At 69.6% G+C, this 24,188-nt stretch carries 20 protein-coding genes, 2 tRNA genes and 1 pseudogene; 10 read left to right on the top strand and 13 right to left on the bottom strand.

The genetic code is table 11. The annotated features are described in order from the left end of the window. The first annotated feature begins 27 nt into the window (after nt 1–27). From hisN to AB0F72_RS15075, 5 genes are all read left to right on the top strand, one after another. Nucleotides 28–828 carry a histidinol-phosphatase gene (gene hisN / locus AB0F72_RS15055; protein ID WP_360430562.1) on the top strand — a complete coding sequence of 267 codons (801 nt, stop codon included), beginning with the start codon at nt 28–30 and terminating at the stop codon, nt 826–828. A gap of 136 nt (nt 829–964) precedes the next feature. Beyond that, the gene (locus tag AB0F72_RS15060; protein WP_360430564.1) at nt 965–1,699 is read left to right on the top strand and encodes an ATP-binding protein; all 735 of its coding nucleotides are present in this window, start codon (nt 965–967) and stop codon (nt 1,697–1,699) included. A 30-nt stretch (nt 1,700–1,729) separates the two neighbouring features. Continuing rightward, the gene (locus tag AB0F72_RS15065; RefSeq protein WP_360430566.1) at nt 1,730–2,290 is read left to right on the top strand and encodes a DUF5709 domain-containing protein; all 561 of its coding nucleotides are present in this window, start codon (nt 1,730–1,732) and stop codon (nt 2,288–2,290) included. A 103-nt stretch (nt 2,291–2,393) separates the two neighbouring features. Further along, complete coding sequence (locus tag AB0F72_RS15070; protein WP_360430568.1) at nt 2,394–3,131, top strand: carbohydrate-binding protein; 738 nt, start codon at nt 2,394–2,396, stop codon at nt 3,129–3,131. 107 nt (nt 3,132–3,238) lie between these two features. Beyond that, nucleotides 3,239–4,471 (top strand): family 16 glycosylhydrolase, encoded by a 1,233-nt coding sequence (locus AB0F72_RS15075; protein ID WP_360430570.1) that lies wholly within the window; start codon nt 3,239–3,241, stop codon nt 4,469–4,471. 71 nt (nt 4,472–4,542) lie between these two features. On the opposite strand, the gene AB0F72_RS15080 is transcribed toward AB0F72_RS15075, so the two are convergent. Together AB0F72_RS15080 and AB0F72_RS15085 are read right to left on the bottom strand one after the other, a co-directional pair. Continuing rightward, on the bottom strand, nt 4,543–5,793 hold the full coding sequence (locus AB0F72_RS15080) for a chitosanase (protein WP_360430572.1): 1,251 nt from the start codon (nt 5,791–5,793) through the stop codon (nt 4,543–4,545). A gap of 24 nt (nt 5,794–5,817) precedes the next feature. After that, complete coding sequence (locus AB0F72_RS15085; RefSeq protein WP_360430574.1) at nt 5,818–6,069, bottom strand: hypothetical protein; 252 nt, start codon at nt 6,067–6,069, stop codon at nt 5,818–5,820. Between the two features lie 78 nt (nt 6,070–6,147). Here AB0F72_RS15085 and malQ point away from each other — a divergent pair, with 78 nt between their 5' ends. Beyond that, complete coding sequence (gene malQ, locus AB0F72_RS15090) at nt 6,148–8,226, top strand: 4-alpha-glucanotransferase (protein ID WP_360430576.1); 2,079 nt, start codon at nt 6,148–6,150, stop codon at nt 8,224–8,226. 42 nt (nt 8,227–8,268) lie between these two features. Here malQ and AB0F72_RS15095 read toward each other — a convergent pair whose 3' ends face one another. From AB0F72_RS15095 to AB0F72_RS15105, 3 genes are all read right to left on the bottom strand, one after another. After that, nucleotides 8,269–8,640 (bottom strand): hypothetical protein, encoded by a 372-nt coding sequence (locus tag AB0F72_RS15095; RefSeq protein ID WP_360430578.1) that lies wholly within the window; start codon nt 8,638–8,640, stop codon nt 8,269–8,271. A 92-nt stretch (nt 8,641–8,732) separates the two neighbouring features. After that, nucleotides 8,733–9,974 (bottom strand): DUF1501 domain-containing protein, encoded by a 1,242-nt coding sequence (locus AB0F72_RS15100; RefSeq protein ID WP_360430580.1) that lies wholly within the window; start codon nt 9,972–9,974, stop codon nt 8,733–8,735. A gap of 14 nt (nt 9,975–9,988) precedes the next feature. After that, nucleotides 9,989–11,539, bottom strand: a complete 1,551-nt coding sequence (locus AB0F72_RS15105) for a DUF1800 domain-containing protein (protein WP_360430582.1) — start codon at nt 11,537–11,539, stop codon at nt 9,989–9,991. A 100-nt stretch (nt 11,540–11,639) separates the two neighbouring features. Here AB0F72_RS15105 and AB0F72_RS15110 point away from each other — a divergent pair, with 100 nt between their 5' ends. Both AB0F72_RS15110 and AB0F72_RS15115 read left to right on the top strand, forming a co-directional pair. Next, a complete protein-coding gene (locus AB0F72_RS15110; RefSeq protein WP_360430584.1) occupies nt 11,640–12,491 on the top strand; it encodes a fused MFS/spermidine synthase in 852 nt (283 codons plus the stop codon). A gap of 161 nt (nt 12,492–12,652) precedes the next feature. Continuing rightward, complete coding sequence (locus AB0F72_RS15115) at nt 12,653–13,642, top strand: translation initiation factor 2 (protein ID WP_360430586.1); 990 nt, start codon at nt 12,653–12,655, stop codon at nt 13,640–13,642. 302 nt (nt 13,643–13,944) lie between these two features. On the opposite strand, the pseudogene AB0F72_RS15120 reads toward AB0F72_RS15115, so the two are convergent. From AB0F72_RS15120 to AB0F72_RS15130, 3 genes and pseudogenes are all read right to left on the bottom strand, one after another. Then, nucleotides 13,945–14,895, bottom strand: a pseudogene (locus tag AB0F72_RS15120) (TerC family protein); the annotation flags it as partial. Nucleotides 14,896–14,904: 9 nt separating this feature from the next. Continuing rightward, nucleotides 14,905–15,666: a pentapeptide repeat-containing protein gene (locus tag AB0F72_RS15125; protein WP_360430588.1), complete on the bottom strand. Its 762-nt coding sequence runs from the start codon at nt 15,664–15,666 to the stop codon at nt 14,905–14,907. Continuing rightward, nucleotides 15,663–16,034 (bottom strand): MarR family transcriptional regulator, encoded by a 372-nt coding sequence (locus AB0F72_RS15130; RefSeq protein WP_360430590.1) that lies wholly within the window; start codon nt 16,032–16,034, stop codon nt 15,663–15,665. The genes AB0F72_RS15125 and AB0F72_RS15130 overlap by 4 nt, the downstream gene beginning before the upstream one ends. A gap of 102 nt (nt 16,035–16,136) precedes the next feature. Here AB0F72_RS15130 and AB0F72_RS15135 point away from each other — a divergent pair, with 102 nt between their 5' ends. After that, a complete protein-coding gene (locus AB0F72_RS15135; RefSeq protein ID WP_360430592.1) occupies nt 16,137–17,552 on the top strand; it encodes an MFS transporter in 1,416 nt (471 codons plus the stop codon). A gap of 37 nt (nt 17,553–17,589) precedes the next feature. Next, nucleotides 17,590–17,663, top strand: a tRNA-Met gene (locus AB0F72_RS15140). Between the two features lie 390 nt (nt 17,664–18,053). Here the strand turns inward: AB0F72_RS15140 and AB0F72_RS15145 are convergent. The 5 genes from AB0F72_RS15145 to AB0F72_RS15165 all read right to left on the bottom strand — a co-directional run bounded on the left by AB0F72_RS15145 (nt 18,054) and on the right by AB0F72_RS15165 (nt 24,093). Beyond that, complete coding sequence (locus AB0F72_RS15145; protein WP_360430594.1) at nt 18,054–18,866, bottom strand: helix-turn-helix transcriptional regulator; 813 nt, start codon at nt 18,864–18,866, stop codon at nt 18,054–18,056. Nucleotides 18,867–19,001: 135 nt separating this feature from the next. Beyond that, on the bottom strand, nt 19,002–19,211 hold the full coding sequence (locus AB0F72_RS15150) for a hypothetical protein (RefSeq protein WP_360430596.1): 210 nt from the start codon (nt 19,209–19,211) through the stop codon (nt 19,002–19,004). 213 nt (nt 19,212–19,424) lie between these two features. Further along, nucleotides 19,425–20,198: an SAM-dependent methyltransferase gene (locus AB0F72_RS15155; RefSeq protein ID WP_360430598.1), complete on the bottom strand. Its 774-nt coding sequence runs from the start codon at nt 20,196–20,198 to the stop codon at nt 19,425–19,427. 790 nt (nt 20,199–20,988) lie between these two features. After that, nucleotides 20,989–21,062: transfer RNA gene (locus AB0F72_RS15160), tRNA-Met, on the bottom strand. Between the two features lie 67 nt (nt 21,063–21,129). After that, nucleotides 21,130–24,093, bottom strand: a complete 2,964-nt coding sequence (locus AB0F72_RS15165; RefSeq protein ID WP_360430600.1) for a UPF0182 family protein — start codon at nt 24,091–24,093, stop codon at nt 21,130–21,132. Nucleotides 24,094–24,188 lie beyond the last annotated feature (95 nt).

Genomic DNA, 24,188 nt, shown 5'->3' on the forward strand with positions numbered 1-24,188 from the left:
GCGCCTGAGATGCACTAACTTTCTGGCATGGCTGGATATGCGGACGATCTCGCGCTTGCCCATCTGCTCGCCGACACGGCCGACGCCATCTCGACGGCCCGGTTCCGCGCGCTCGACCTGCGCGTCGAGGCCAAACCGGATCTGACGCCGGTCTCCGACGCGGACACCGCTGTGGAGACGGCGATCCGGTCCACGCTGGCCCGCGCCCGCCCGCGCGACGGCATGCTGGGCGAGGAGTTCGGCCGGACCGTCGCGGCCGCCGGGCCGGGCAGCCGGTACTGGGTGATCGATCCGATCGACGGCACCAAGAACTTCGTGCGCGGCGTGCCGATCTGGGCCACGCTCATCGCGCTGATGGAGGGTGACACCCCGGTGGTGGGCCTGGTCTCCGCGCCGGCGCTGGGCCGTCGCTGGTGGGCCGCGCGCGGCCTGGGAGCGTACGCGGGAAAGCACCAGCACGCGGCCAGCCGGATCAGCGTCTCGTCGGTGCGCGCACTCGCCGACGCCAGCTTCTGTTACGCCAGCCTGAACGGCTGGGCCGAGAACGGCCGTCTGGACGCGATGCTGGACATCCTGCTCGGCGTGTGGCGGAGCCGGGCCTACGGCGACTTCTACGGATACATGCTGCTCGCCGAGGGCGCCCTGGAGGCGATGGCCGAGCCGGAGTTGTCGCTCTGGGACATGGCCGCGCTCATCCCGATCATCACCGAGGCCGGCGGCAAGGTCACCGATCTGGACGGCCGGCCGGCCGCCGACAAGAGCTCGGTGATCGCCACGAATGGACTGCTGCACGAGACGGTTCTGACCGCGCTGGCCCGCCGGGGCTGATCAGACGGACAGATCGGGGCATGAGTCCATCGGGGCGGGGTACCTAGCTGTTCTGCGGATCACTGGCCACAACGATGACGACTGATCCTCTCGCCGAAATGCGAGGAGAGGACGCGTTATGCACAATGGAGCGATCATGCCGACCGAGGTTCGTCATCTGGTGGACCGCGACCAGGCCTATCCCCTGGTGCGGTTGACCGGGGTGCTCAACGGCGAGACCGCCGCCGCGGTCCGGTCGGTGCTGCTCGACGTGCTCGCCGACCAGCCCGAGGCGGTCGTGGTCGACGTCGCCGACCTGGTGGCGCCGCAGGCCGGCTCCACTGCGGTGCTGCGGGACGTGCTCGACGTGACGCGGGACTGGCCGGGCTCGCACCTGGCGCTCTGCGGAGCGGCCGACGCCGCGACCTGGAAACCGAGTGGCTGGCCGGTCTGGCCGGACGCGGACGACGCCTTCGCCGCGCTGGGCGAGCCGGAACAGGACCGCCGGGTCAGCATCGAGCTGGATCCGGTGGTCCGCGCGGCTCGCCGGACCCGGGAAGTGATCACCGAGTCGTGCGGCAGGTGGGACTGCCCGGACCTGATCGGCAACGCCTGCATCGTGGCGACCGAGCTGGTGAACAACGTGGTGGCGCACGCCCGTACGCCGATGCGCGTGCTGCTGGCCCTGCAGGGCGACACGATGAGCGTGGCGGTCCGGGACGGCTCGCCGACACTGCCCCGCTTCACCGGGCCGGTCGAGGTCACCTCGTACGGGGGCCGGGGTCTGCTCCTGATCGACACGGTCTCGGCCCGCTGGGGTCACCTGGAACTGGACGGCGGCAAGGTGGTGTGGGCGCGGCTGGAACCGGATCGCACGGTGATGCCGGTATGAGGCAACGCCCGCGTGGGTAGATTTGCGGACATGCGAGAGAACGACTACCCGACCGAGGTCAGCGATCCGGAGGCCTCGGGACTGCCGGATACCGCCGACGACGATTCCACCGCGTACGACGAGGTGGACAGCACCCGGTGGAGCGACGGGCCGGATCCCGCCGCGCTGGCCGGTGTCGGCCCCGGCGGGTCGAACCGCTTCGGTGACACCGCGGAGGAGCAGCGCCAGGGCGAGTCGCTGGACCAGCGGCTGCGCCAGGAGGAGCCGGACTTCGGCGCCGAGCGCGAGCAGGTCCAGCGGGACCGGGACCCGCTGGACGAGACCGTCGACAGCTCCGAGGAGCTGGCGTTCGACCGGGACGTCTGGGAGGACGGCCCGACCTCGGACCCGAAATCGCAGGTGTCGCTCTACGACGACGGCCAGCTCGACGAGGCGGACCCGGAGACGGTGGGCCGCCTGGTCGCCCCGGACGAGGGTTCCGGGTGGGACGAGGAGCCGGACAGCGTCGCCTACGACGCGGGCTCGGCCGGTGGCGGCGCCAGCGCCGAGGAGCTGGCGATGCACGAGACGCGGGCGCCGGATTACGACTGATATGTCGTAGGGCAGCCTGAAAAGATCGGCCCTCACTCTTGCTGAGAGCGCTCCCAACTAGGCAGAGTGCTCGCGCGAGTGATCAAGAGTGGGGGATGTGGCGATGAAGAGCGTGCGCCTGCTGCGGTCGCTGACGGCGGCCGCAGTGTTCGTCTCCGGGCTGTCGATCGTGACCCTGGGGCGGGCGGAACGCGCCGCCGCGGCTCCGACCGTGACCAAGACCGTCTTCAGTGACTTCTTCGGCGGCGATCGGGGCGCCACGCCGGACCCGGCCAAGTGGGCTCCGGCCCGCGAGGCCTGGCTGGACGGCGAGGGACGCCTCGTGCTCGACGACACGCTGCGCACCGCGAAGGCCGTCACCCAGAAGTCCGGGCGTGCGATGGCCAAGATCCAGATGCGGCGGACGTCGGGGGCCTGGCGTGCGCTGGGTGTGCTCGACGAGTCGGGCCGGATCCCGGCCGGCAAGGTCGAGGTGCTGGCCGACGACGGCGTGGCGGACGACGAGTTCCACACCTATGCGATCGAGTGGACGCCCACGTCGATGGTCTGGTCGGTGGACGACGTGGACGTCATCCGGTTCACCCCGGCGGTCAGCGGGCAGCCGTTCCATCTGGCGCTGAATCTGAACAGCTGGGGCAACCGGGCGCCGGCCATCGCTGTCGACACGGTGCGCGTCACGATCCAGGTCGCGGTGAAGACCACGGCGTGGGAGAAGTTCACCGCGTATCAGGCCGGGCAGTACGTCACGTACAAGGGCGGCACCTACCGGGTGACGGAGCGGCACACCTCGCTGCCGGGGTGGCAGCCGACGCTCGTACCCGCGCTCTTCACGAAAATCTAGGGGCAAAGCGTTATCCGGCGGTTCCGGAACCCGTCTCCATTGACCGACAGCAGTCTATCTCTAAAGACTGTTTGGAGAACCGGTTCCCTCTCCCCCGGAGGATCCCCATGCGCAAGTTACGGATGCTGCTCAGCGTGGCGGTGGTCGCCACCACGCTGGCCGGCACGCTCACCCTGGCCTCGCGCGGCGACACCGCCGACGCCGCGATCGGCCCGGTCACCTGGTCGGACGAGTTCAACGGCGCGGCCGGCGCGCCGGTGGACGGCTCGAAGTGGAACTTCGACACCGGCGGTGGCGGGTTCGGCAACAACGAGCTGCAGTACTACACGAACTCGACGAACAACGTGCGCCAGGACGGCGCCGGGCACCTCGCCATCACCGCGCGCCGGGAGAACCCGGCCAACTACCAGTGCTGGTACGGCACCTGCCAGTACACCTCCGGCCGGCTGCTCACCTCGGGCAAGTTCACCCAGCGGTACGGCCGCTTCGAGGCGAGCATCAAGGTTCCCCGGGGCCAGGGCATCTGGCCGGCGTTCTGGATGCTCGGCGACAACCTCGGCAGCGTCGGCTGGCCGCAGTCCGGCGAGATCGACATCATGGAGAACGTCGGCAAGGAGCCGAACCGGGTCTACGGCACCATCCACGGACCGGGGTACTCCGGCGGCAGCGCGGTGGGTGGCAACCGGACGCTCTCGGCGCCTCTCGGGGACGCTTTTCACTCGTACGCGGTGGAATGGTCTCCGAATTTGATCGTCTGGTTCCTCGACGGCGTGGAGTACTTCCGCGCCACGCCGGCCTCGGTCGGCGGTAACCAGTGGGTGTTCGACCACCCGTTCTTCCTGATCCTGAACGTCGCGGTCGGCGGCAACTGGCCGGGCAGCCCGGACGCGAGCACCTCGTTCCCGCAGACCATGCTCGTCGACTACGTCCGGGTCTCGGCCTGGACCGAGTCCACCGGCGGCAGCGCGCTGAAGAGCACCTTCAACGGCCGCTGCATCGACGTGCCGGGCGGGACCGTCGGCGACGGCGCCCGCCTGCAGATGTACGACTGCAACGGCACCGCCGCCCAGAGCTGGGCCCCCGCCGCCGACGGCACCCTGCGCGCCCTCGGCAAGTGCATGGACCCGGCCGGTGGCGCGCTCGCCAACGGCACCCCGATCCAGCTGGTCACCTGCAACGGCAACCCGGTGCAGCGGTTCACCCTGTCGGCCGCCGGTGACCTGGTCAACGTCTCCGCGAACCGGTGCGTGGACATCGCCGGATGGAACAACGCCAACGGCGCGCAGCTCCAGCTCTGGGACTGCGGCGGCACCGCCAACCAGAAATGGAGCCGTGCCTGATGGCCTCGCTCCGCTCGGCGGGATCGCGCCCCTAGAAGACTGGCGCGATCGGCCTGAGCCACGGGGACCGGTCAGCGGCTCACGGTGTACCGGTCCCCGTACACCTGCCAGCTCAGCGGCGCGGTCAGGTCCAGGTTCGCCGTCCGCAGGAACACCCGCTGGGCGGTCTCCACCCGGCTGGTATCGCTGTGCGCCGCCTCGGTACGCATCTCGGCCGCCCGCGAGTCCAGGAAGGCCGCCAGATAGCTGATCTCGTCGCCGTCCCGGGCCGGCGGCCGGGCGGACTGCGCCGCCCGGTCACGGATCTCCTTCAGCCCGTCGACGCCGTGCATCACCGCCGCGTCGTAGTAGGCGAACTGGCCCAGCGCCCGCAGCCCGTCGGACTCCGCGAGCCGGACCGCCGGACCGAAGTAGATCCGGTCCCGGGCGTCCTCCTGGACCTGCCGGAACACCGGATCGGCGGCCGCCGCCCGCCACGCCCGCACGAAGCCCCGGCCCAGACCCCGGTGCGAGTCCGTGCCGTCCACCGACCGCAGTGCCGGAAGGTACCGGGCCAGGCGGTTCGACGGCCTGCGCCGGGAGTACTCGGTGACGACGCCGAGCATGTCCGAGGTGCCCGAGGTGAACCCGACGATCCCGCCGGTGTAGCCACGGCCGTCGCCGATGTCCTCGATGTAGCCGAACGACCCGCGCCAGTCCAGCGTCGAGTTCTCCGCGCTGGCGACCAGCTTGAGCGCGGTCTCCTTCTTGCCGGCCGAGGTCAGGTCCGCGGCCTCTCCCGGCACCCCGGCGGTCGCGCGGCGGCCACTCTCGGTGACCGGCCCGGACGGCCCGGGGCCGTACGCGCGCATCTCCCACAACGAGTACCCACCCGAGGCGACCGACCGCCGGGTGGCGAGCAGGCGCAGGTAGCGCCCGGATCCGTGCAGGCCGCGCACGTCGTCGGCGCCGCCGTTGCCGGAGCCGGTGCGGTAGAGGTCGCGCCAGACCGAGCCGTTGTCGGAGAGCTGCAGCCGGTACGCCCTCGCGAACACCGTGGCCCAGCTCAGCCGGACCCGCCTGACCTCCTGAGCCGCGCCGAGGTCGATCTGGACCCACTGCGTCCCCGGCCCGGTGCCGCTGGTCCACCGGGTCCGGGGGTCGCCGTCGTCCACGCCGTTCGCCGTCCAGGCGACCGAGGCGGTCGAGGACGCGAGAGCCGGCCGGCCCTGCGAGATCAGCACGTCGGCTCCGGCCACGGCGGCCACCGAGACGGCCGGTGGCACACAGAGGACAGCGGTGATCCCGCTGATCAACGCGAACGAACGAAACGACCCGCCCATGCATTTACGCTAGGGCGGGAGCGGTCAGCGACGCTTCCGGTTCCGCGAAATCAACACTATCGCCAATACGACCCCACCCACGACGAACAGGCAGCAGAGCAGGCCGAAGAAGCCGAAGACCCCGAAGCCGCCCCGCGAGCGACGGCGGGCCGCCTCGACCGCCAGATCCGCCACACCGTTGCTCGCCGCCCATGCGTGTGCCGGGACGACCAGGGCCAGGACCGCGCCCGTCACTACCGCGGCCGCTCGTGACCACCACTTCATCAGATGAGCCATGTCTCCATGCTGACCCATCGGTGCAAGTCAAACGGAGGCATGGGTAAGAGACCGGTACCTACGGGAAGGGAACACGCGATGAACGCGGATCTGGTGGCGCTGGCCGAGGCGCACGGGGTTGCCACGTGGTACGAGGACTGGCAACGGCAGCGAACCGACGTCTCCGAGGAGTCGGTGATCGGCGTGCTCGGGCTGCTGGGCGTCGACGCGAGCACACCCGCCGCGGTACGCGCCGCGCTCGCCGCCGTCCGGGGCCGGGAGAAGGGCGGCCTCCCGGGGACGGTCGTGCTGCGCGCCGGCTCCCCGTTGCGGCATCCCGGTGAGATCACGCTGGAGGACGGCCGGACCCTGCCGGCGGACAGTACGGAGATCCCGCTCGGCTGGCACCGGCTGCGATCCGGCGACCAGGAGACCACCCTCGTCGTGGTGCCCGCCGAGCTTCCCGAGCCGCCCGAGGCCTGGGGCTGGATGGTCCAGCTCTACACCCTGCACTCCGCCGACTCCTGGGGCATGGGGGACCTCGGCGACCTGCGGTCCTTCGTGTCCTCCGTCTCCGCCGGCGCCGGTCTCGTGCTGCTCAACCCGCTGCACGCGATCACGCCGGTCCGGCCGGTGCCGGCCTCGCCCTACTCGCCGTCGAGCCGCCGCTTCGCCAACCCGATCTACCTGCGGATCTCGGACGTCGACGCGTACCGGCGGGCGGACGCCTCGCTGACGGCGCGGGTGGACGCGCTGAAGCCGTCCCCGCCCGCCGACGGGCTGATCGACTACGACGCGGTCTGGGCCGCGAAACTGGCCGCCCTGGAACTGCTCTGGCCGCTCGCCGGACCGGTCGACCTGGAGAGCGACCCCGGACTCACCGACTTCGCCCGGTTCTGCGCGCTCGCCGAGGAGCACGGACCGGACTGGCGGACGTGGCCGGAGGAGTTGCGCCGGCCGGACTCGCCGGCGGTCACGGCGTACACCTCGGACCGGATCGCCTTCCACGCCTGGATCCAGCACCTGGTCGAGGACCAACTGGTCGCGGCGCGGGAGGCGGCCGCCGGCATGCCGGTCGGGATCGTGCACGACCTCGCGGTCGGCATCGACCCGGGGGGCGCCGACGGCTGGCTGCTGCAGGACGTGCTGGCGCCGGGCGTGCGGGCTGGCGCGCCGCCGGACGCGTTCAACCAGCTGGGTCAGGACTGGGGCCTGGCGGCCTGGCGGCCGGACAAGCTGGTGGAGACCGGGTACGCGGCGTACCGGGACATGCTGCGGCGGATCTTCCGGCACGCGGGCGGGCTCCGGGTCGACCACGTGGCGGGCCTGTGGCGGCTCTGGTGGGTGCCGCCGGGCCTCGGCGCGGCGCAGGGCACCTACGTCCACTACGACCCGGAGGCCATGCTCGGCATCCTGACGCTGGAGGCGCACCGGGCCGGGGCCGTGGTGATCGGCGAGGATCTCGGGACGGTGCTGCCGGAGGTGACCGACGGGCTGGCCGGCCGGAACATGCTCGGCTCGGCCGTGCTCTGGTTCACCCGGGACGACGACGGCGACTACCTCCCCGCCGCCGATTACCCGCGCAATGCCCTGGCCAGCATCTCCACCCACGATCTGCCGACCGCCGCCGGCTTTCTGGCCGGCGAGCAGGTTCGGGTACGGGCGGAGCTGGGTCAGCTGGCCGGTCCGGTCGAGAAGGAGCGCGCCACCTGGCAGAAGGACCGCTCCGAACTGCTGGATCTGTTGCGGTCCGAGGGTCTGCTCGGCGACGACCCGGCCACCGAGCAGACCATGCTCGCCATGCACCGCTTCCTGGCCCGGACGCCGTGCCGGTTCGTCACCGCGTCCCTGCACGACGTCCTGCTGGAGATCCGCCAGCCGAACCTGCCGGGCACGTTCGACGAGTACCCGAATTGGCGGATCCCGCTCGGTCCGGACCTGGCCGGGGTAATCGGGCACCCGCTGTTCCGGGAAGTGGCCGAGATTCTGGGTAAAAGAGAACCCATGAGTTTCTTGGACAAGGCGAAGCAGTTGGTCAACAAGCACGAGGACAAGGTCGACAAGGCACTCGACAAGATCGGCGACGAGGTGGACCGGCGTACCGGCCACAAGCACAGCTCCAAGATCGACCGGGGCGTAGAAGAGATCAAGAAGCGCACCGGCCCGACCCGGAGCTGAGCTGGAGTGGCTGGCCCGTGCGGCGCCGGCCGCACGGCCGGGTCAGACGGACAGGGGTTCCGGCGGCGGGTCGTCGTCCACCGCGTACAGCATCGGGTGCAGCGGCAGGAAGGTGTCCGGCCGCCGGCAGCGGGCCGGCGGCAGCAGCGAGGATCCGTGCGCCGGGTGCTCCCGGCAGTGCCGGTGCGCCCGGGTCAGCGCGTCCTCGTGATGCCGCCCGCCGCCGTACTCACCGCAGCCGGCGCAGTCCCACCTCCAGAACGGCGCGCCCTCGTCGGAGGTGTGCCGCCGGATCCGCAGCGGCGGGCCGGCGGCCTCCTTCGCGGCGGCCAGGATTTCGGGCATCTCGCGGGCCGGCGGCGGACCCAGTGGCCGCCGCTGCCCCATGATCTCGGCCAGCACGTTGCTCGACACCGTGACCTCCGTGTTCGTAGCGGTGCGTTTCAGCGTTTCAGCTGTTTCAGTGTTAATCGCACCTTTGGAACCGGAAGGCCTTTTGACCCGTTTTAACGCGGCTTGATGACACCCAGCGACGAGGCGGTCACTCCGGGGAAGACGCCCGACATGTCGCCCACCCCGCACCGGGCCCGCAGGATCTCACCGATCACCGCACGGTAATCCGTGGTCACCGCGAGGTCGCCGTCGCGCAGGTCGTCCGCGGCGAGGCCGGGCCACCGCCCGTACACCTTGCCGCCCCGCACACCGCCGCCCAGCACGAACATCGCGTTGCCGTACCCGTGGTCAAGGCCGGCGGATCCGTTCTGCGTCACCCGCCGGCCGAACTCGCTGATCGTGATCAGCGTGACCCGCCGCATGCCGTCCGGGCCGAGGTCGGCCGCGAACGCCGCGAGCGCGGTGGCGAACGCCGTCAACTGGTCGTACATCCGCCGGCCCGCCGCCGCCACACCGAGATTCTCGTGCATGTCCCAGTCACCGGAGTCGACGGTCGCGGTGCGCAGCCCGGCACCCGACTTGATCAGCCGGGCCACGTCACGCAGCGCGTCGCCGAGCCCGGTGCCCGGATAGACCGCGCCGTTCGCCGGCGCGTATCCGGCCGCCCGCAGCGCGGCGCCCCGGCTCAGCGCGCCGGTGAGCTGCCCCGCCGTGGCCGCCAGCGCGGCCGGCGCCCCGGCGTAGAGCTTGCTCATCGTGGCGGCGATCGGCCGGTCCGCCTGATCACCGTTGAGCTTCAGGTGGTCGACGGCGGTCAGCCCCAGGTACGGCGCCGGGCCGGACAGCACCCGGGCCGGCATCGCGGTGCCCATCGCGACGGCGTGGAACGGATCGGCCGGGCCCGCGCCGGAGGTGCCCAGCATGCGGTTCAGCCAGCCGGTGCGGATCGACGTGCCCGGCGCGGCGCGCTCCAGCTCCTCCATGGCCGAGAAGTGCGACCGGTTCGGCGCCGGCTGCCCGACCGCCTGCACCGCGGCGAGCTGGCCGCCGGTCCAGTACGGCAGCAGCGGGGCGAGCGCCGGGTGCAGCCCGAAGAACGCGTCACCGCCGATCAGCTGGGCCTTCGGGACGCCGATACCGGGGCGGGCGGCGTAGTAGCCGGGATCGCCGTGCGGCACCACCGCCGAGAGGCCGTCGAAACCGCCCCGCATCGAGAGCAGCACCAGGACGTCACCCGAGTACGACGGGTCGGCCGCGAAGGCGAGGCTGGTGTCCAGCTGCGATCCGGCCAGGCCGGCGAACGCGCACGCCGTGCCGGTCGCGAGCAGGCGCCGCCGGGACAGGGTCTTCGTCATCTTCACTCCGGGGCTCATCGCAGCGCGAACGTCGGGGAGTTGAGCAGCATCGCCATCAGGTACGGGAACATCCAGCCGGCCGCCGGATCACCGGCTTTCAGCGGCGACGCCGGTGTCCTGCCGTAGAACTCGGCGAGCGCCGTCACGTGCGCGGCCGGGGGCGCCATCCCGAGCAGCCGCACGCCCAGCTGAGTGATCAGCGCGCCGTACGTGGCCGGCAGCACCCCCAGCATCCCGGTCGCCAGGTTCGCCGGCCGTACCAGCGTGTCCGGCCACCAGCCGGCCGCGATGGAGAGGTGGAAGTTCCAGCGGACCAGCAGGCCGGAGGGCGACGCCCAGGCGCTCGCCACGTCCGGGAACCCGTTCGGCGGCGCCCAGGAGAGCGGCGCCTGGCCGGCGTCACGGGCCATCGCGTAGAGGCTCTCCAGGAACTTCGTCCCGGTGGGCGCCGGACCGTAGCCGAGGATCCGTACCGTCGCCGCCAGATCCTCCAGCGGCGTCCGCGTCTTGGCACCGGCCGAGGCCGCGAACGCGGCCGAGGTGAACAGCGCCCGGAGCACCGGCGCGATCGCCGACTTGTTGTCCAGGTAGACCTTGACCAGCGCGGTGATCAGATCGGCCGGCGGGTCGTCGGCGACGAACCGGACGCAGAGCTTCGTGACGATCCGGCGAGCCGTCACCGGGTGCAGCGCCAGGTAGTCGAGGAGCGCCAGCGCGGCCTTCTCCCCGCCGGCCGCTGTCGCGTTGGCGTGCTGGAAGGAGAGGATCCGGACCGCTCCGGTGGCGTGCGCGGCCGCGTCGTACCGGTACTTCCCGGTGGCGTTGTCCACTGTCAGACCGGTCAGCAGCCGGGCCGCGGCCTTCACGTCCGACTCGGTGTATGCCAGGCCCACCGTGTGCAGTTCCAGCAGCTCACGGCCGTAGTTCTCGTTCGGCGAGGCCTTGCTGGAGAACCGGTTGTCCAGGTAGGTGAGCATCGCCGGATGCCGCGCGGACGCCTTGAGCATCGCGGCGAAAGTGCCCAGCGCATGGGTACGGATGACGGTGCGGTCATAGTCGATCCGGCTGTCCCACACGTCCCCGTGCGGGCAGGTGACGTTCAGGTGGTTGCTCCAGAAGTCCACCATCACCTCGAACAACTGGCGCTCGCTCCAGACGGCCCGGGCCACCGCCGAGAACCCCAGCTGCCACATCGGCTCCCAGCTGTACTGCTTCAGCTTGCCGGCGGTGACCAGGTTGCGGATCTGGGCGATCCCGAGCCGGGCCAGCGGGAACCGGGCGACCAGGCCGTCGGCCACCGTGTCCGGGATCGAGGACGGCTTCAGCTGACGCTCCAGCCAGGCCTTCGTGCCCAGCTTGCGGATCGCCGCGATCGACGACGGGCTGGGGCCGAACGTGGCCCGGCGCAGCAGGTGCAGCTGCGGGTCGCCGGGAACCGATGCGGCCGCGCCGGTCGTGGCGGCCGCGGCGGCGGGCGTGCCGAGGGGAAGCACCGCTGCCACGCCGGTGGCCGCGGCCACGCCCACGACCGAGCGACGCGTCATCGGCTGCTCGAATGCGCTCACGGAGGGAAATGCGCTCACGGAGGGATATGTCGGGAGTTCCCCGAGTGATCGTTGGGTTCCCTGCGGCGTGCTCCCGATTTGCTCCGGAGATACTGACCGGATGGCACAGCGCAGGGCGTCCCGGCGACGCGTGGAGACGGTCGCCTCCGGAGTGGCCGAGCTGACGCCGGACCCGGACCGGGACACGGCCTGGACGCTGCTGCTGGACGGCGCGCCGCAGTCCCACGTCGACCTCGCCGACCCCACCTACCTGCAGTTCGAGTACGTGCGCCGGATGGCCTCGGCAATCGACCTGGTCGCGCCGCCCGGCCGGCCGCTGCGCGCGCTGCACCTCGGCGGCGGCGCGCTCACGCTGCCGCGGTACATCGCTGCCACCCGGCCCGGTTCCGCGCAGCGGGTGGTCGAGATCGACGGTCCGCTGGTCGAGCTGGTGCGCGAGGCGCTGCCGCTGCCCGCCTCGGCCGGCATCCGGGTACGGATCGCCGACGCGCGCGCCGCGGTGGAGGGAATGCGCGACGCCGGGTACGACCTGGTGATCCTGGACGTGTTCGCCGGCGCCCGCACCCCCGCGCACCTGGCCTCCGCCGAGTTCGCCCAGCAGGTGGCCCGGGTGCTCGACCCGGCCGGCTGGCTGATCGCGAACGTGGCCGACGGCCCGCCGCTGAAGTACGCGCGCACCCAGGTCGCCACGATCCGCGCCGCGCTGCCGCAAGCCTGCCTGATCGCCGACGCCGGTGTGCTGCGCGGCCGCCGGTTCGGCAACCTCGTGGTGCTCGCCGGGCGGACCCCGCCGCCGCTCGCCGAGCTGTCCCGGCGTGCCGCGGGCGACTGGTTCCCCGGCCGGGTGGAGGACGATCTGGACCGCTTCGCCGCGGGGGCCGTACCGGTGCCGGACGCGGCGGCGGTCGCCTCCCCGCCACCACCGACCGGCCTCTTCGGTAACCGAAAGTAGTGGGCGGATCTGCCCTTGGTGCATGCCTGATCACCGGACTGCGTCGATTCCGGAAGATGCGATGTGATTCGTGCCCGGTCACTGGCGGCACCCGGCGCAACAGGCTGTAATCGGGGACGGCCGCGAGAAGCGCATCGCGGCGATCACGGGGAAGGCGGACGATGTTCCACCAGCACTTCCTGTCCGCGCCCGGTACGGACCTGGGACCGCTGGACACCGGGGAGCGCGTGCTCTGGCAGGGCCACTGCGCCGTCGCCGAGTACGCGTTCGACGAGGCGTCCTCGCTACCGCGATGGACCCTCCCGGAAGAGACCGTGGTCCTCGTGACGGACCGGCGGGTGCGGTACACGTACGCGAACACTTCGACGCTCAGTAGTGGTGAGCTGTTCTGGCTGTGGCCGCAGCACCTGCGTGTCCAGCCGGGCAACCGGGAGGTCGGGCGCAATGCCACGATCACCCAGATCCAGCTGGTCTGCAACGGGCCGGGCGGCAGCTTCCCGGCGCTGGTCTTCGCCGGTGGCGCGCTGGGCACGGTCGGCGACGCGGACCGCCTCGCCAACGTGCTGCGCCAGGCCATCGCCCGGTTCCGGGTGGAGAACGCGAACGAGATCGGCGTGCCGGCCCCACAGGCCCGGATGCTGTCCCGCCTGGTGATCGGGCCGGAGTTCAGCAACTATCAGGGCGGCGAGGGGCAGACCGTGACGCTGCTCGGTTCGGTCCCGGTGCCGGCGCCCGTCGAGGATGCCGCGTTCGCCGAGTCCGCCGAGTTCGGCGCCGAGGCGGAGTTCATCCAGGACGCCGAGCTCGTCCAGGACGACCGGCCGGTCTCCGCCGTGCCCACCTCAGCCGTGCCCACCTCAGCCGTGCCCACCTCAGCTGTGCCCGCCTCGGCCATGCCCGCGTCCGCGGTGCCGGTCTCGGCTGCGGCCTTCGACCGTCCCGGCCGGGAGGCCGACGCGCAGCGGGCTCAGGAGGCGATCCGCGCCGAGCAGGACAGCCGGTACGCGGAGCCCGACCTGGCCTCACGCGCGGCCAGTCTGGCGGCCCGGATCGCCGGGCTGGTCTCGGCCTCGGACGAGGACCGGCCGGGCCAGGTGACGAACCTGTCCGCGTACCTGAACGCGGACGTCGACCCCGGCACCGCCCGCTAGAACCCTCCGCGGGCCGCCCCTCAGGCAGAAGCCGGCTTCCCGGTCGCCGACGGCGCGAAACACCGGCCCTCGGCGACCCGCTCGGCGTGCACCTGATGGGCACGCCGCAGCAGGGCCATCAGCTCGTCCTCCTGGCGGATCCGGGACCGCTGGCGCTCCGGCAGCTTGCGCAGGTTCTCCTCCTCGCCGAGGAGGCGGTGGTAGATCTCGTCGCAGTACGCCGGGTCGGTCTCGACGTCGAGGAACTCGGTGGCGTGCCGGCGCGCGGCCGCCACGTGCGTCCGGGCCCGGCCCTTCGGGCTGAGCAGCGACGCCACCACCGTGATCACCAGGACGCCGATGATGATCCCGAGGGAGAGCGCGGTCGGGATCTCGGCGACGTGCACCGGCTCACCGTCGTTGATGAACGGGACGTTGTTCTCGTGCAGCGCGTGCAGCACCAGCTTCACGCCGATCAGCGCGAGGATCGCCGCCAGCCCGTAGGAGAGGTAGACCAACCGGTCCAGCAGGCCGTCGATCAGGAAGTACAGCTGTCGGAGCCCGAGCAGCGAGAACGCGGTGGCGGTGAAGACCAGGTAGACGTTCTGGGTGAGCCCGAAGATGGCCGGGATCGAGTCCAGCGCGAACAGGATGTCGGTGCCGCCGATGGCCACCATCACGAGCAGCATCGGGGTCAGCACCCGCTTGCCGTCCTGATAGGTGAAGAGCTTGTCGCCGTCGTACTCGTCGGAGGTGTGCAGGAACCGGCGCGCCAGCCGGATGATGATGTTGTCCGGCGCCTGGTCCGGGTCCTCGCTCTTCTTCCGCAGCAGGTTCCCCGCCGTGATCAGCAGGATCAGCCCGAAGATGTAGAAGATCCAGGCGAACGAGTTGATCAGAGCGGCGCCGAGCAGGATGAAGCCGGTCCGGGCCAGCAGCGACACCACGATGCCGAAGAGCAGCACTTTCTGCTGGTCCGCGCGCGGCACCTTGAAGCTGCTCATCAGCAGCAGGAAGACGAAGAGGTTGTCGACCGAGAGGGCTTCCTCGGTGACGTAACCCGCGAAGTACTCGGCGCCCATGGTGGAGCCGCCGAAGATCCAGACTCCGACGCCGAACAGGATCGCGATCGACACGTAGATCGAGGTCCACAGCCCGGCCTCGCGCAGCCGGGGCACGTGTGCCCGGCGCACGTGGAAGAAGAAGTCGAAGAGCAGCAGGCCGATGATGAAGAGAACCGTCAGCACCCACACCGTGCCGGAGACCTGCTGCATGCGCCCATCCTATGTGTGATCGGAGTCCATCACTGCCGCACGACGCTGCGACGCGGTGAGAAAGAGCACGCCGGTCAGGTTCGCGCCGCGCAGATCCGTGCCACGCAGGTCCGCACCGGTGAAGTCGGCTCCCCGCAGGTCCGCGTCACGCAGATCCGCTCCGATCAGTACTGCCCCGCGGAAGCTCGCTCCACGCAGGTCCGCGCCACGCATCCGGCGGCCGATCAGCTGCGCGCCGCTGTGATCCGGCCGGCGGCCACCGAACCGGGCGCGCGCCAGCTCACTCGCCCGGCGCAGCAGCGGATTGACCCGGCCCCGGTGCGCGTCCACGTCGAGCGCCCGCAGCAGCTCGGCGCTCCCGCCCGCGAGCCGGTCGGTCTCCTCGAGCGCGGCGGACAGCTTCGGGTGCAGGCGCCGCGCCTCGTCCAGTTTCAGCGCCTCGGTGAGGTACCACATCAGCTCGTGCAGCTGCCGCACGATCGGCAGCGCGGCGAACATGTCCCCGGCGATGCCCGGCGCCGACCGCCAGTCCTGCCCGCCGAACGTCTCCTGGGTGAGCCGCTGGCCCGCGCCGAAACAGTCGAACACCACGCATCCCGGGAAGCCGCGCTGGGGCAGCTGCTCGTGGATACCGCAGCGGAAGTCGTCCCGCAGGTTCCGGCAGGGCTGGCCGGCCGGTTTGTTCACCGCGAAGTCCGACGACTTGGCGAACGCGGGCGCCACGCAGCAGAGCCCGGCGCAGCGGGAGCAGTCAGCGGCCAGAACCGTCACTTGAGGTGCTCCGCGAGCACCGCGAGACGGGTCTTGCGGGCCTCGTCGTGGCGGCTGCGGCCCTCGTCGGTGAGCTCCACGAAGACGCCGCGGCGGTCGGTCTCGCAGTGCGTGCGGGCGACCAGGCCGCCGGTGACCAGACGCCCGACCGTGCGGGACAGGGCGCTCTGGCTCAGGTACATGACGTCGGCGAGATCCTGCATGCGGCGCTTCTCACACTCCTGCGTGACGAGACGGTCGAGCGTTTCGAACTCACTCAGCGTGAGGCCGTGCGCTTCCTGCAGCGCTCGCTCCAGGTGACCGGCAACCTCGTTGTAGCTGGTCAGCAGTGAACGCCACCGCTCGACGAGGGTTTCTTCCGGGTCCATGCCGCGCATCCTAATCCAACCGGACCGCAACATGCACACAAAAATAATGCAGCAACAATTAATGCATGGACATTAGATGCGTACGCATCTAGCGTCCGCTGAGTGACTATCACCGATTCCCACACCACGCCCGGGTCCGCCGGGCAGCGTTGGACGCCGCGGCTCTGGGGCGTGCTGGCGGTGCTGTGTGCGGTCCTCTTCCTCGACGGCCTCGACGTCTCCATGGTCGGCGTGGCACTGCCCTCGATCGGCGCCGAACTCGGCCTCTCCACCACTTCCCTGCAGTGGATCGTCAACGGGTACGTCCTCGGATACGGCGGCCTGCTGCTGCTCGGTGGCCGCACCGCCGACCTGCTCGGCCGCCGCCGCGTCTTCCTCGTCGCGCTGGCCGTCTTCGCGGCGGCCTCACTGATCGGCGGCCTGGTCGACGACGGCACGCTGCTGATCGCCACCCGGTTCATCAAGGGACTCGCCGCCGCGTTCACCGCGCCGACCGCGATGAGCATCCTCACCACGACGTTCCACGAAGGGCCGGCCCGCAACCGGGCACTCTCGATCTTCACGGTCTTCGGCGCCAGCGGTTACTCCTCCGGCCTCATCCTCGGCGGCCTGCTCACCAGCCTCGGCTGGCGCTGGACCTTCCTCGTGCCGGTCCCGCTGGCACTCGCCGCGCTCGCCGCCGGTTACCTGCTGATCCCCCGCGACCGGCCCGCCGCCGGCGGCGGCCACGACCTGCTCGGCGCCGCCACCCTCAGCTCCGGCACGCTCCTCGCGGTCTACGCCGTGGTCACCGCCCCCGAGCGGGGCTGGCTGCACCCGCTGACCATCGCCGTCGCGGCGCTCGCCGTCGCGCTGCTCATCGCGTTCGTCTCCATCGAGCACCGGGTCCGGCACCCGCTGGTCCGCCTCGGCATCTTCCGGAACGGCCCGATCGTCCGCGCCAACGCCAGCATGATCAGCCTGATGGGCTCCTACGTGAGCTTCCAGTTCATGATGACGCTCTACCTCCAGGACGTGCTGCGCTGGGAGCCGCTGCGGATGGCCCTGGCCCTCCTGCCGGCCGGCCTGCTCGTCGCGTTCAGCTCCCCGTTCATGGGCCGCCTCATCGACCGCCACGGCACCGCGCCGCTGATCGTCACCGCCATGGCGTCCCTGAGCGCCGGATACGTCTGGTTCCTCAGCACCGCCGGCGACCACCCCGGGTACCTGCTCACCATCCTGCCCACCATGCTCCTGCTGGGCGGCGGCTTCGCGTTCGGCTTCAGCTCGATCATGGCCCAGGCCACCGACGGCATCGACGACTCCGAACAGGGCCTCGCCTCCGGCCTGGTCAACTCCTCCGGCCAGATAGGCACCGCCCTGGTCCTGGCCGTCGTCACAGCCCTGGTCTCGGCAACCGCCGGCGAGGCCGGTTTCGCCCCCTTCCGCCCCGGCGTAGGCCTGGTCACAGCGGTAGCCCTGGCCGGCCTGACCCTCAGCCTGATCCCCCTGCTCACCCGGAAGCGGAGCCCGGTGTAACCCCCGCTCAACCCCCGCGCTAAGCTATATCTACCGACGCGGGGTGGAGCAGCTCGGTAGCTCGCTGGGCTCATAACCCAGAGGTCGCAGGTTCAAATCCTGTCCCCGCTACGAGTGGAAGAGGGGTCGTGTTCGCGGAAAGCGCGAACCACGGCCCCTCTTCGCATATCTGCTTGGGGGCCGAGCCCCCAGACCCCACGGTGCGGCGCCTCCGGCTCAGCGCGCCACAACCCAGGCCCACCCCGGACGGGCGAGACGGGCAGCGTGCCGCGTACCCCACCCGGATCTTGGCGATCTACGCATCACCGTGCGTGCGCAACCCGCCAAGGTCTCGACAAGCCGCCCACCGCAACCACCGCACCGCGGGGTCTGACGGCTCGGCCCCCAAGCGGAATGTGAAAAGGGACAGCGGTCAGCGGGCCGCCTGGAGCACAACGCGTTCGTGTTCGGTCAGCGGGCTCGCCCCGACGGACAGGGCTGGCCGGAGCGTCCCGGCCGGTTCTATCTGTATCGCTGCAAGATCTTCTCCATGATCTTGCGTGATTCGGCCGCCTTCTTGGCGATGACGACCAGCTCGCTCATGGCCGCGCGAGCCGGTTCCAAATCTTGGATATCAGTTATGAATAAGGCCCGGTCGAAGTACTCCAGATAGCCGACCTCCGAGGATTCGAGTCGGAGAATGGAGAAGGAATTCATCCTGAATGCCAGGCCTCCGGCCCCAGGCATCACGATCTGAATATGCACATGCGGAAATTCAGATGCCTTCAAGAGGAATTCGATCTGCTCGCGCATGATCTGTTTGTCGTTCAAACCGTCAATGAGGGACGAGTACTCAACTACCGCCCAGACCTGGGGGGTTCCGCGCTCCAGCGCCATGCGTTGCCGCTGCAGGCGTACATCGAGCAGGTTGCGTACCTCGTCCTCGCCCGCACCTCCGGAGCGTATTACCGCTTCCGCATATGCCTTGGTCTGGAGTATCCCGGGAATAAGCCGCACCTCGTACGTCTGGATGTACTTCGCGGCAGATTCAAAGGCCAGGTACGAGCGGTACCATTCCGCGAGATTGCCGTAAGGCTTCCACCATCCGGGTTCGTTCAGGCGCTGCTGCTGTCCCAGGAAGGCCAGTCGCTCAGTGGCGTCCGATATCCCGTACAACTCCAGGAGTTGGTGAAGGTCGGCCTCCTTGGTGCCGACCTTCCCGCTCTCCATCCGGCTGATCTTCGATGCCGAGGCTCGGATATGTTGCGCCGCCTCGTCCTGGGTCAGGCCGCAAGCCTCCCGCAGCCTCCGCAGCCGGCTACCGAGCAACTGCAAGGCGTTCCTCGGTCGCCCGCTGCCATCCCGCCTGGAGGACAAGTTGGGTTGCACGTCAGCGTTCCACGGTGATGCGCAGAGCGGCAGTGAGTGAAGCGAGCAGCCTGGCCCCATGAAGCTGTTGGGTGCGTGATGTCACCGCAGGAGCCTGCGAGCCAGCTTGTTGGCGAGGCCGACGCTGGCGATGCCCGTGAAAGCCGCCAGGACGGTCTGAGAGAGCCCCAGTAGGACTACGGAAAAGCACATCAGGGCAACGTCCAGCGTGGCCATCAAGGCGGCCACGCCAAGGGTGATGGGCGGCAGGCTCCCCGCCCTGACCCGGGGTCGGATGTTCTTCTGTTTCACGCCGCGTATGGTGACCGCACACCCAAGACCGAGCAAGACCATCTGCAAATGTGCAATACGTACGTCGCCCGCACGCGTTGTTACGGCGCGTGATCGACGCACGTTGATAGTGGGATCGGGTGCGCCGCGGGCGGCGTGTGGATCGCGAGGTTCACCCTTGCGGGTGAGATCAGTGCGTCTGCCGATCAGGCCGGCCTGCTGTCACGACGGCTTTCAGGGCTTGCGGCCGACGCCGCAGTAGCCGTCCAGGGCCGGCGGCAGCGGGCTGACCTCGGGGCGCCAGTGCGGTATCGAGACAACGCCGGGCTCCACTAGATCGAGCCCGTCGAAGTATCCGATGATTTCTTCCGGGCTGCGGAGATGGTAGGGATGGCCGCTCTGATTGGCGATCCGCTGGCCTTCGACGATTTCATTGCTGGTGTTCGTGCCGTCTGAGACCACCAGGTAGCTGCCGGAAGGCACCTCTCGGAGCAGGTGCTCGACGATGGATCGCGCCTCGGCGTAGTCGGCGACGTTACCCAGGATGCCGAGCATGGTGATCCCGATCGGCCGGTCGAAGTCCAGGGTGCGTTTGGCCTTGCCCACGATTCTGGCCGGTTTCTCGACATCGGAGTCGACGTAGTCGGTAGACCCCTCGGGGCTGCTGTTCAGCAGCGCCCGCGCGTGCGCGAGGACGAGTGGATCATTGTCGACGTAAACCACCCGGGCCTTGCTGTCGAGTCGCTGGGCGACCTCGTGCGTATTGTTGGCGGTGGGCAGGCCCGTGCCGATATCCAGGAATTGGCGGATTCCCGCGCCGACAAGGTGGGTGACCGCGCGCACGAGAAACTTGCGCTGTTCCTGCGCCACCTTCACGATCGCCGGGAATGACTGACGGACCTGATCGCCGACCATGCGATCGATTTCGAAGTTGTCCCTGCCGCCCAGGATGTAATTCCAGACTCGGGCGCTGCTCGGCTTGGTCCGGTCGATGTTTGGCTTGGTCATCTACTGCGCCTCTCCGCAGGCATGCCAGATTGACATCGAGCTGAAGGCTGATCCTACGGCCGTTCTCACTCTGAATCCAATCTCGCTCGTAGCTTTTGCTACCCAGACGGATGTGGATCTCGTATGCGCGCCTCGGCGAGTCGCTTCGACACGCCGACAACCGTAGACCGGCGAGAAGGGAATGTCACGGGGCAACTTGCTCTGCGCCAGGAGGGGGCCGGGGAAGTGGAGTCCCGCGATCTTGGAGGCGTATCCCGGTCTCGTAGGAAACCGCAGGTCGGCAGCGAGCCCGGCGGTTTCATGAAGATCGCGCGGCGCTCATCGAGAGGGGCGGCCGTGTTCCGTCATGTACTCCTGCTGGGTGATGTGGCCCGGTGGTCGAGATCATCCAGGTGCGGCGCGACAGGTGAATCCCCCGACCTGCCGGCGCCGATCAGCATGCCGGTCACCATCCGCGCTCGTGGCCGGGCGACCAGCCCGGACGCCGGCGTCGTGAACGTCGGCGAACGGGTGCGCCACGCCCACCATGAGGGCGATCTAGGCGATGTGGGGCTGTCTCGTGGACAGGGACTGCCAAGATCGGGGATGAGGCGGCAAGCCGGCAGTAAACCGCGAACCGCAACCACCGCACCGCACCGACCGCACCGACCGCACCGCACCGACCGCACCGCACCGCACCGACCGCACCGCAACCACCGCACCGCGGGGTCTGGGGGCTCGGCCCCCAGGCAGAATGCGAAAAGGGACCGAGGTCAGCGCTTTCCGCTGACACACGGTCCCAATTCCCTTGTAGCGGGGACAGGATTTGAACCTGCGACCTCTGGGTTATGAGCCCAGCGAGCTACCGAGCTGCTCCACCCCGCGTCGGCTTCATAAGACTAGCGCACCGTCTCCGGGAGCTGCAAAACGGCCCCCGGAGACGGTGAACACATCAGCTTCCGGCGCTGGCGGACGGCGCCACGGACGGGGCCACGGAGGGCGCCGTCGCGGGCGGGGTGCTGGCTTCCGCGGCCTGGAGCTGCTGGAAGCGGTTGACGGCGTCGTCGAGTGCCTTCAGGGCCTCACCCTGCTTGACGAAGTCGCCGGCCTGCTGGGCGGCCTTGAGGTCCTCGATGGCCTTGTCGACGGCTGTCGCGGCCTGGGCCAGGTCGCCGGTGAGCACGGGTGGCGGGGTCGCCGGCGTGCTGGGGTTCGTACCCGGCGTATTGGGTGTGCTCGGTGTGCCGGGGCTCGGCGCGCCGTTGGTGCGGCCCAGCTCGGCGAGTGCTTGCAGGCCCTTGGTGAGGTTGTCCTCGAGGACGACGTAGGTGCCGCCGTCACCGTAGGACATCAGGACCTTCTGCAGCAGCGGGGCCGCGTTGGCCTGGCTGTTGCTGCGCACGTAGACCGGTTCGACGTAGAGGATGTCCTTCTCCAGCGGCAGGGAGATCAGGTTGCCGTAGAGGACGGTGGCCTGCCCCTGTCTGCTGAGCAGCGCGAGGTCGGAGGCGACGTTCGCGTTGTTGACCATCCGTTGGTGCACCTGGACCGGGCCGGAGACGACGGTGTCGTCGGGTAGCTCGAGCACCTCCAGCTTGGGCTGGCCGTCCACGTACGAGCCGGAGATCAGCGCGGCCATGTTCTCCCGGTTCGCCGGTGTGACGCCGGCGGTGAGCTGGAACCGTGTGTCGTCCTGCTCGGGGAGTTTCACGTTCAGGTAGAACGGTGGCTGCTTGACGCCGTTCTGTGGCGCGTCCGGCGCGTTCGGGACCTCCCAGAAGTCGTTGCCGGAGAAGAACGTCTGCGGGTCGGTGACGTGGAACTTGGTCAGCAGGTTGCGCTGCACCTTGAACAGGTCGGCCGGGTAGCGGAAGTGCGAGGAGAGGTCGGCCGGGATCTGCGCCTTCGGCACGATCAGGTCGCCGCCGAACGCCTTGTTCCACGCCTTGAGGACCGGGTCCTTCTCGTCGAACTCGTAGAGGGTGACGGTGCCGTCGTACGCGTCGACGGTGGCCTTCACCGAGTTGCGCATGTAGTTGACGTCGTCCCGGGCGAGGGCGAAGGAGCCCTGACCGGTCAGTTCGTCACGCGTCTCGGTCGCCAGGTTGATCTTCTGCGCGTACGGGTAGGTCTGCGCCGTCGTGTAACCGTCCAGGATCCAGACGATCTTCCCGCCGACGACGGCCGGGTACGGGTCGCCGTCGATGGTGAGGAACGGCGCGACCTTCTCGACGCGGTCCCGCGGGTTGCGGATGTACATCAGCTTGGAGTTCGAGTTCACCGCGTCGGAGAGCAGGAAGTTGCTCTCGGTGTTCTTGATCGCGAAGACCGCGCGCCGGAAGAACGAGCCGATCGGCACGCCGCCCTCACCCTCGTAGGTGTAGAGCTCCGAGGCGTCGCTGTTCTGCTCCTGCGGCCGGTCGAACTCGACCTTCTTCTCGTCGCTCTCCTGGCCGACGATCACGTACTCGGTGGACTGCTCGCCGTAGTAGATCCGCGGCTGCTCGGCCTTGATCTCGTCGGTCTGCGCCGAGCAGTTGCCCTGGCCGGTGTTGCTGCCGAGGAAGCCGGAGACGAAGTACGGCAGGCCGGTGCCGCAGACCTCGTTGGCCGGCGCCGCCACCAGGCCGTAGCCGTGGGTGTAGACGGTGTGCCGGTTCAGCCAGTTGCGCTGCTGCGCGGTCAGTTTCTCGTCGTTGATCTCGCGGGCCCCGACGACGTAGTCCTGGGTCTTGCCATCGATCGTGTACCGGTCGACGTCGAGTTTCGCCCCGAAGTCGTAGAAGCCCCGGGACTGCTGCGACTGGGTGAACGCCTGGGACACCAGCTGCGGGTCGATCAGCCGCACGTTCTGCGCGCTGCTGTTCTCGGCGAGGTTGGCCGGTGGGCTGCCGCTGGCCGCGCTGTACTGCGTGACGTCGGTCGTCTCCAGGCCGAACGCCTGACGTGTCGAGTCGATCGACCGCTGGATGTACGGCGCCTCCTTGTCCGAGAGGCTCGGCTTGACCTGGAAGTTCTGCACGGCGAGCGGGTAGATGCCGCCGATCGCGACCGCCGAGATGGCGAGCAGCGCCAGGGAGACGCCGGGCCAGACCAGGTTCCGCATCACCGCGTTGGAGAACACGATGATCGCGATGGCGACCACGACCGAGATGTACGCCAGGATCTCCTTGGCCGGCAGCAGCGCGTTGACGTCGGTGTAGCCGGCTCCGTACAGCCCCGGCGACACGTGCTGCTCCAGCAGGAGCGCGCGCCGGTCCAGCACGTACGCCACCGCCTTGAGCAGCACGAAGATCGCCACCAGCGTGGTGAGGTGGGCGCGGGCCGCGGTGGTCATCCGGTCACCGACGCCCTGCAGACGCACCCCGCCGAAGATGTAGTGCACGGCGAGCGCGCCGAGCACCGACAGCACCACGGCGGTGAAGCCGACGCCCAGCAGGTAGCGCAGGAGTGGGTACTCGAAGATGTAGAAGGAGACGTCCACCTTGAACTCGGGGTCCTGGACGCCGAACGGTCCGCCGTTGCGGAACAGCATCCAGTCGGCCCAGCGGCTCTGCGCGGAGAGGCCGGCGAAGAAGCCGACGACGAGAGCGACCACGGTGATCCAGGTCCCCAGGCGGGGCGCCAGGATCATCCGGTAACGCTCCAGGGTGGCCTGTTCCGCGGAGTGCGGACGCAGGAGTGGCCGCAACCGGTACGCGAGGTACAGGTTGGCGCCGACCACCAGGGCCATCACCGCACCGATCGCCAGGAAGAGCAGCAGCCTGGTGATCAGGACTCCGGAGAAGACGTTCGTGAAGTCGACCTCGGAGAACCACAGGTAGTCGGTGTACGCGTCGATGCCCCACCCGAGCAGGGTGAAAAGTATGAATACCCCGACCAGGACGCCGACGGTGACGCGACCGCGCCGGCTCATCCTCGGTAGAGGACTGTTACGCATAACCAACGTTGGCTCCACACTTCGTCTGGCCGGTGATTCACCTTAACGATGTCGCATCCAGCTTCTATACG

The organism is Actinoplanes sp. NPDC023936 (assembly GCF_040639325.1).
Taxonomy (GTDB): Bacteria; Actinomycetota; Actinomycetes; order Mycobacteriales; family Micromonosporaceae; genus Actinoplanes.

Excerpts from the sequence above, each read along its gene's own strand:
- hisN (WP_360430562.1), top strand. The coding sequence starts at position 28 with ATGGCTGGATATGCGGACGATCTCGCGCTTGCCCATCTGCTCGCCGAC.
- AB0F72_RS15060 (WP_360430564.1), top strand. The coding sequence starts at position 965 with ATGCCGACCGAGGTTCGTCATCTGGTGGACCGCGACCAGGCCTATCCC.
- AB0F72_RS15065 (WP_360430566.1), top strand. The coding sequence starts at position 1,730 with ATGCGAGAGAACGACTACCCGACCGAGGTCAGCGATCCGGAGGCCTCG.
- AB0F72_RS15070 (WP_360430568.1), top strand. The coding sequence starts at position 2,394 with ATGAAGAGCGTGCGCCTGCTGCGGTCGCTGACGGCGGCCGCAGTGTTC.
- AB0F72_RS15075 (WP_360430570.1), top strand. The coding sequence starts at position 3,239 with ATGCGCAAGTTACGGATGCTGCTCAGCGTGGCGGTGGTCGCCACCACG.
- AB0F72_RS15080 (WP_360430572.1), bottom strand. The coding sequence starts at position 5,793 with ATGGGCGGGTCGTTTCGTTCGTTCGCGTTGATCAGCGGGATCACCGCT.
- AB0F72_RS15085 (WP_360430574.1), bottom strand. The coding sequence starts at position 6,069 with ATGGCTCATCTGATGAAGTGGTGGTCACGAGCGGCCGCGGTAGTGACG.
- malQ (WP_360430576.1), top strand. The coding sequence starts at position 6,148 with ATGAACGCGGATCTGGTGGCGCTGGCCGAGGCGCACGGGGTTGCCACG.
- AB0F72_RS15100 (WP_360430580.1), bottom strand. The coding sequence starts at position 9,974 with ATGACGAAGACCCTGTCCCGGCGGCGCCTGCTCGCGACCGGCACGGCG.
- AB0F72_RS15110 (WP_360430584.1), top strand. The coding sequence starts at position 11,640 with ATGGCACAGCGCAGGGCGTCCCGGCGACGCGTGGAGACGGTCGCCTCC.
- AB0F72_RS15115 (WP_360430586.1), top strand. The coding sequence starts at position 12,653 with ATGTTCCACCAGCACTTCCTGTCCGCGCCCGGTACGGACCTGGGACCG.
- AB0F72_RS15130 (WP_360430590.1), bottom strand. The coding sequence starts at position 16,034 with ATGGACCCGGAAGAAACCCTCGTCGAGCGGTGGCGTTCACTGCTGACC.
- AB0F72_RS15155 (WP_360430598.1), bottom strand. The coding sequence starts at position 20,198 with ATGACCAAGCCAAACATCGACCGGACCAAGCCGAGCAGCGCCCGAGTC.
- AB0F72_RS15165 (WP_360430600.1), bottom strand. The coding sequence starts at position 24,093 with ATGAGCCGGCGCGGTCGCGTCACCGTCGGCGTCCTGGTCGGGGTATTC.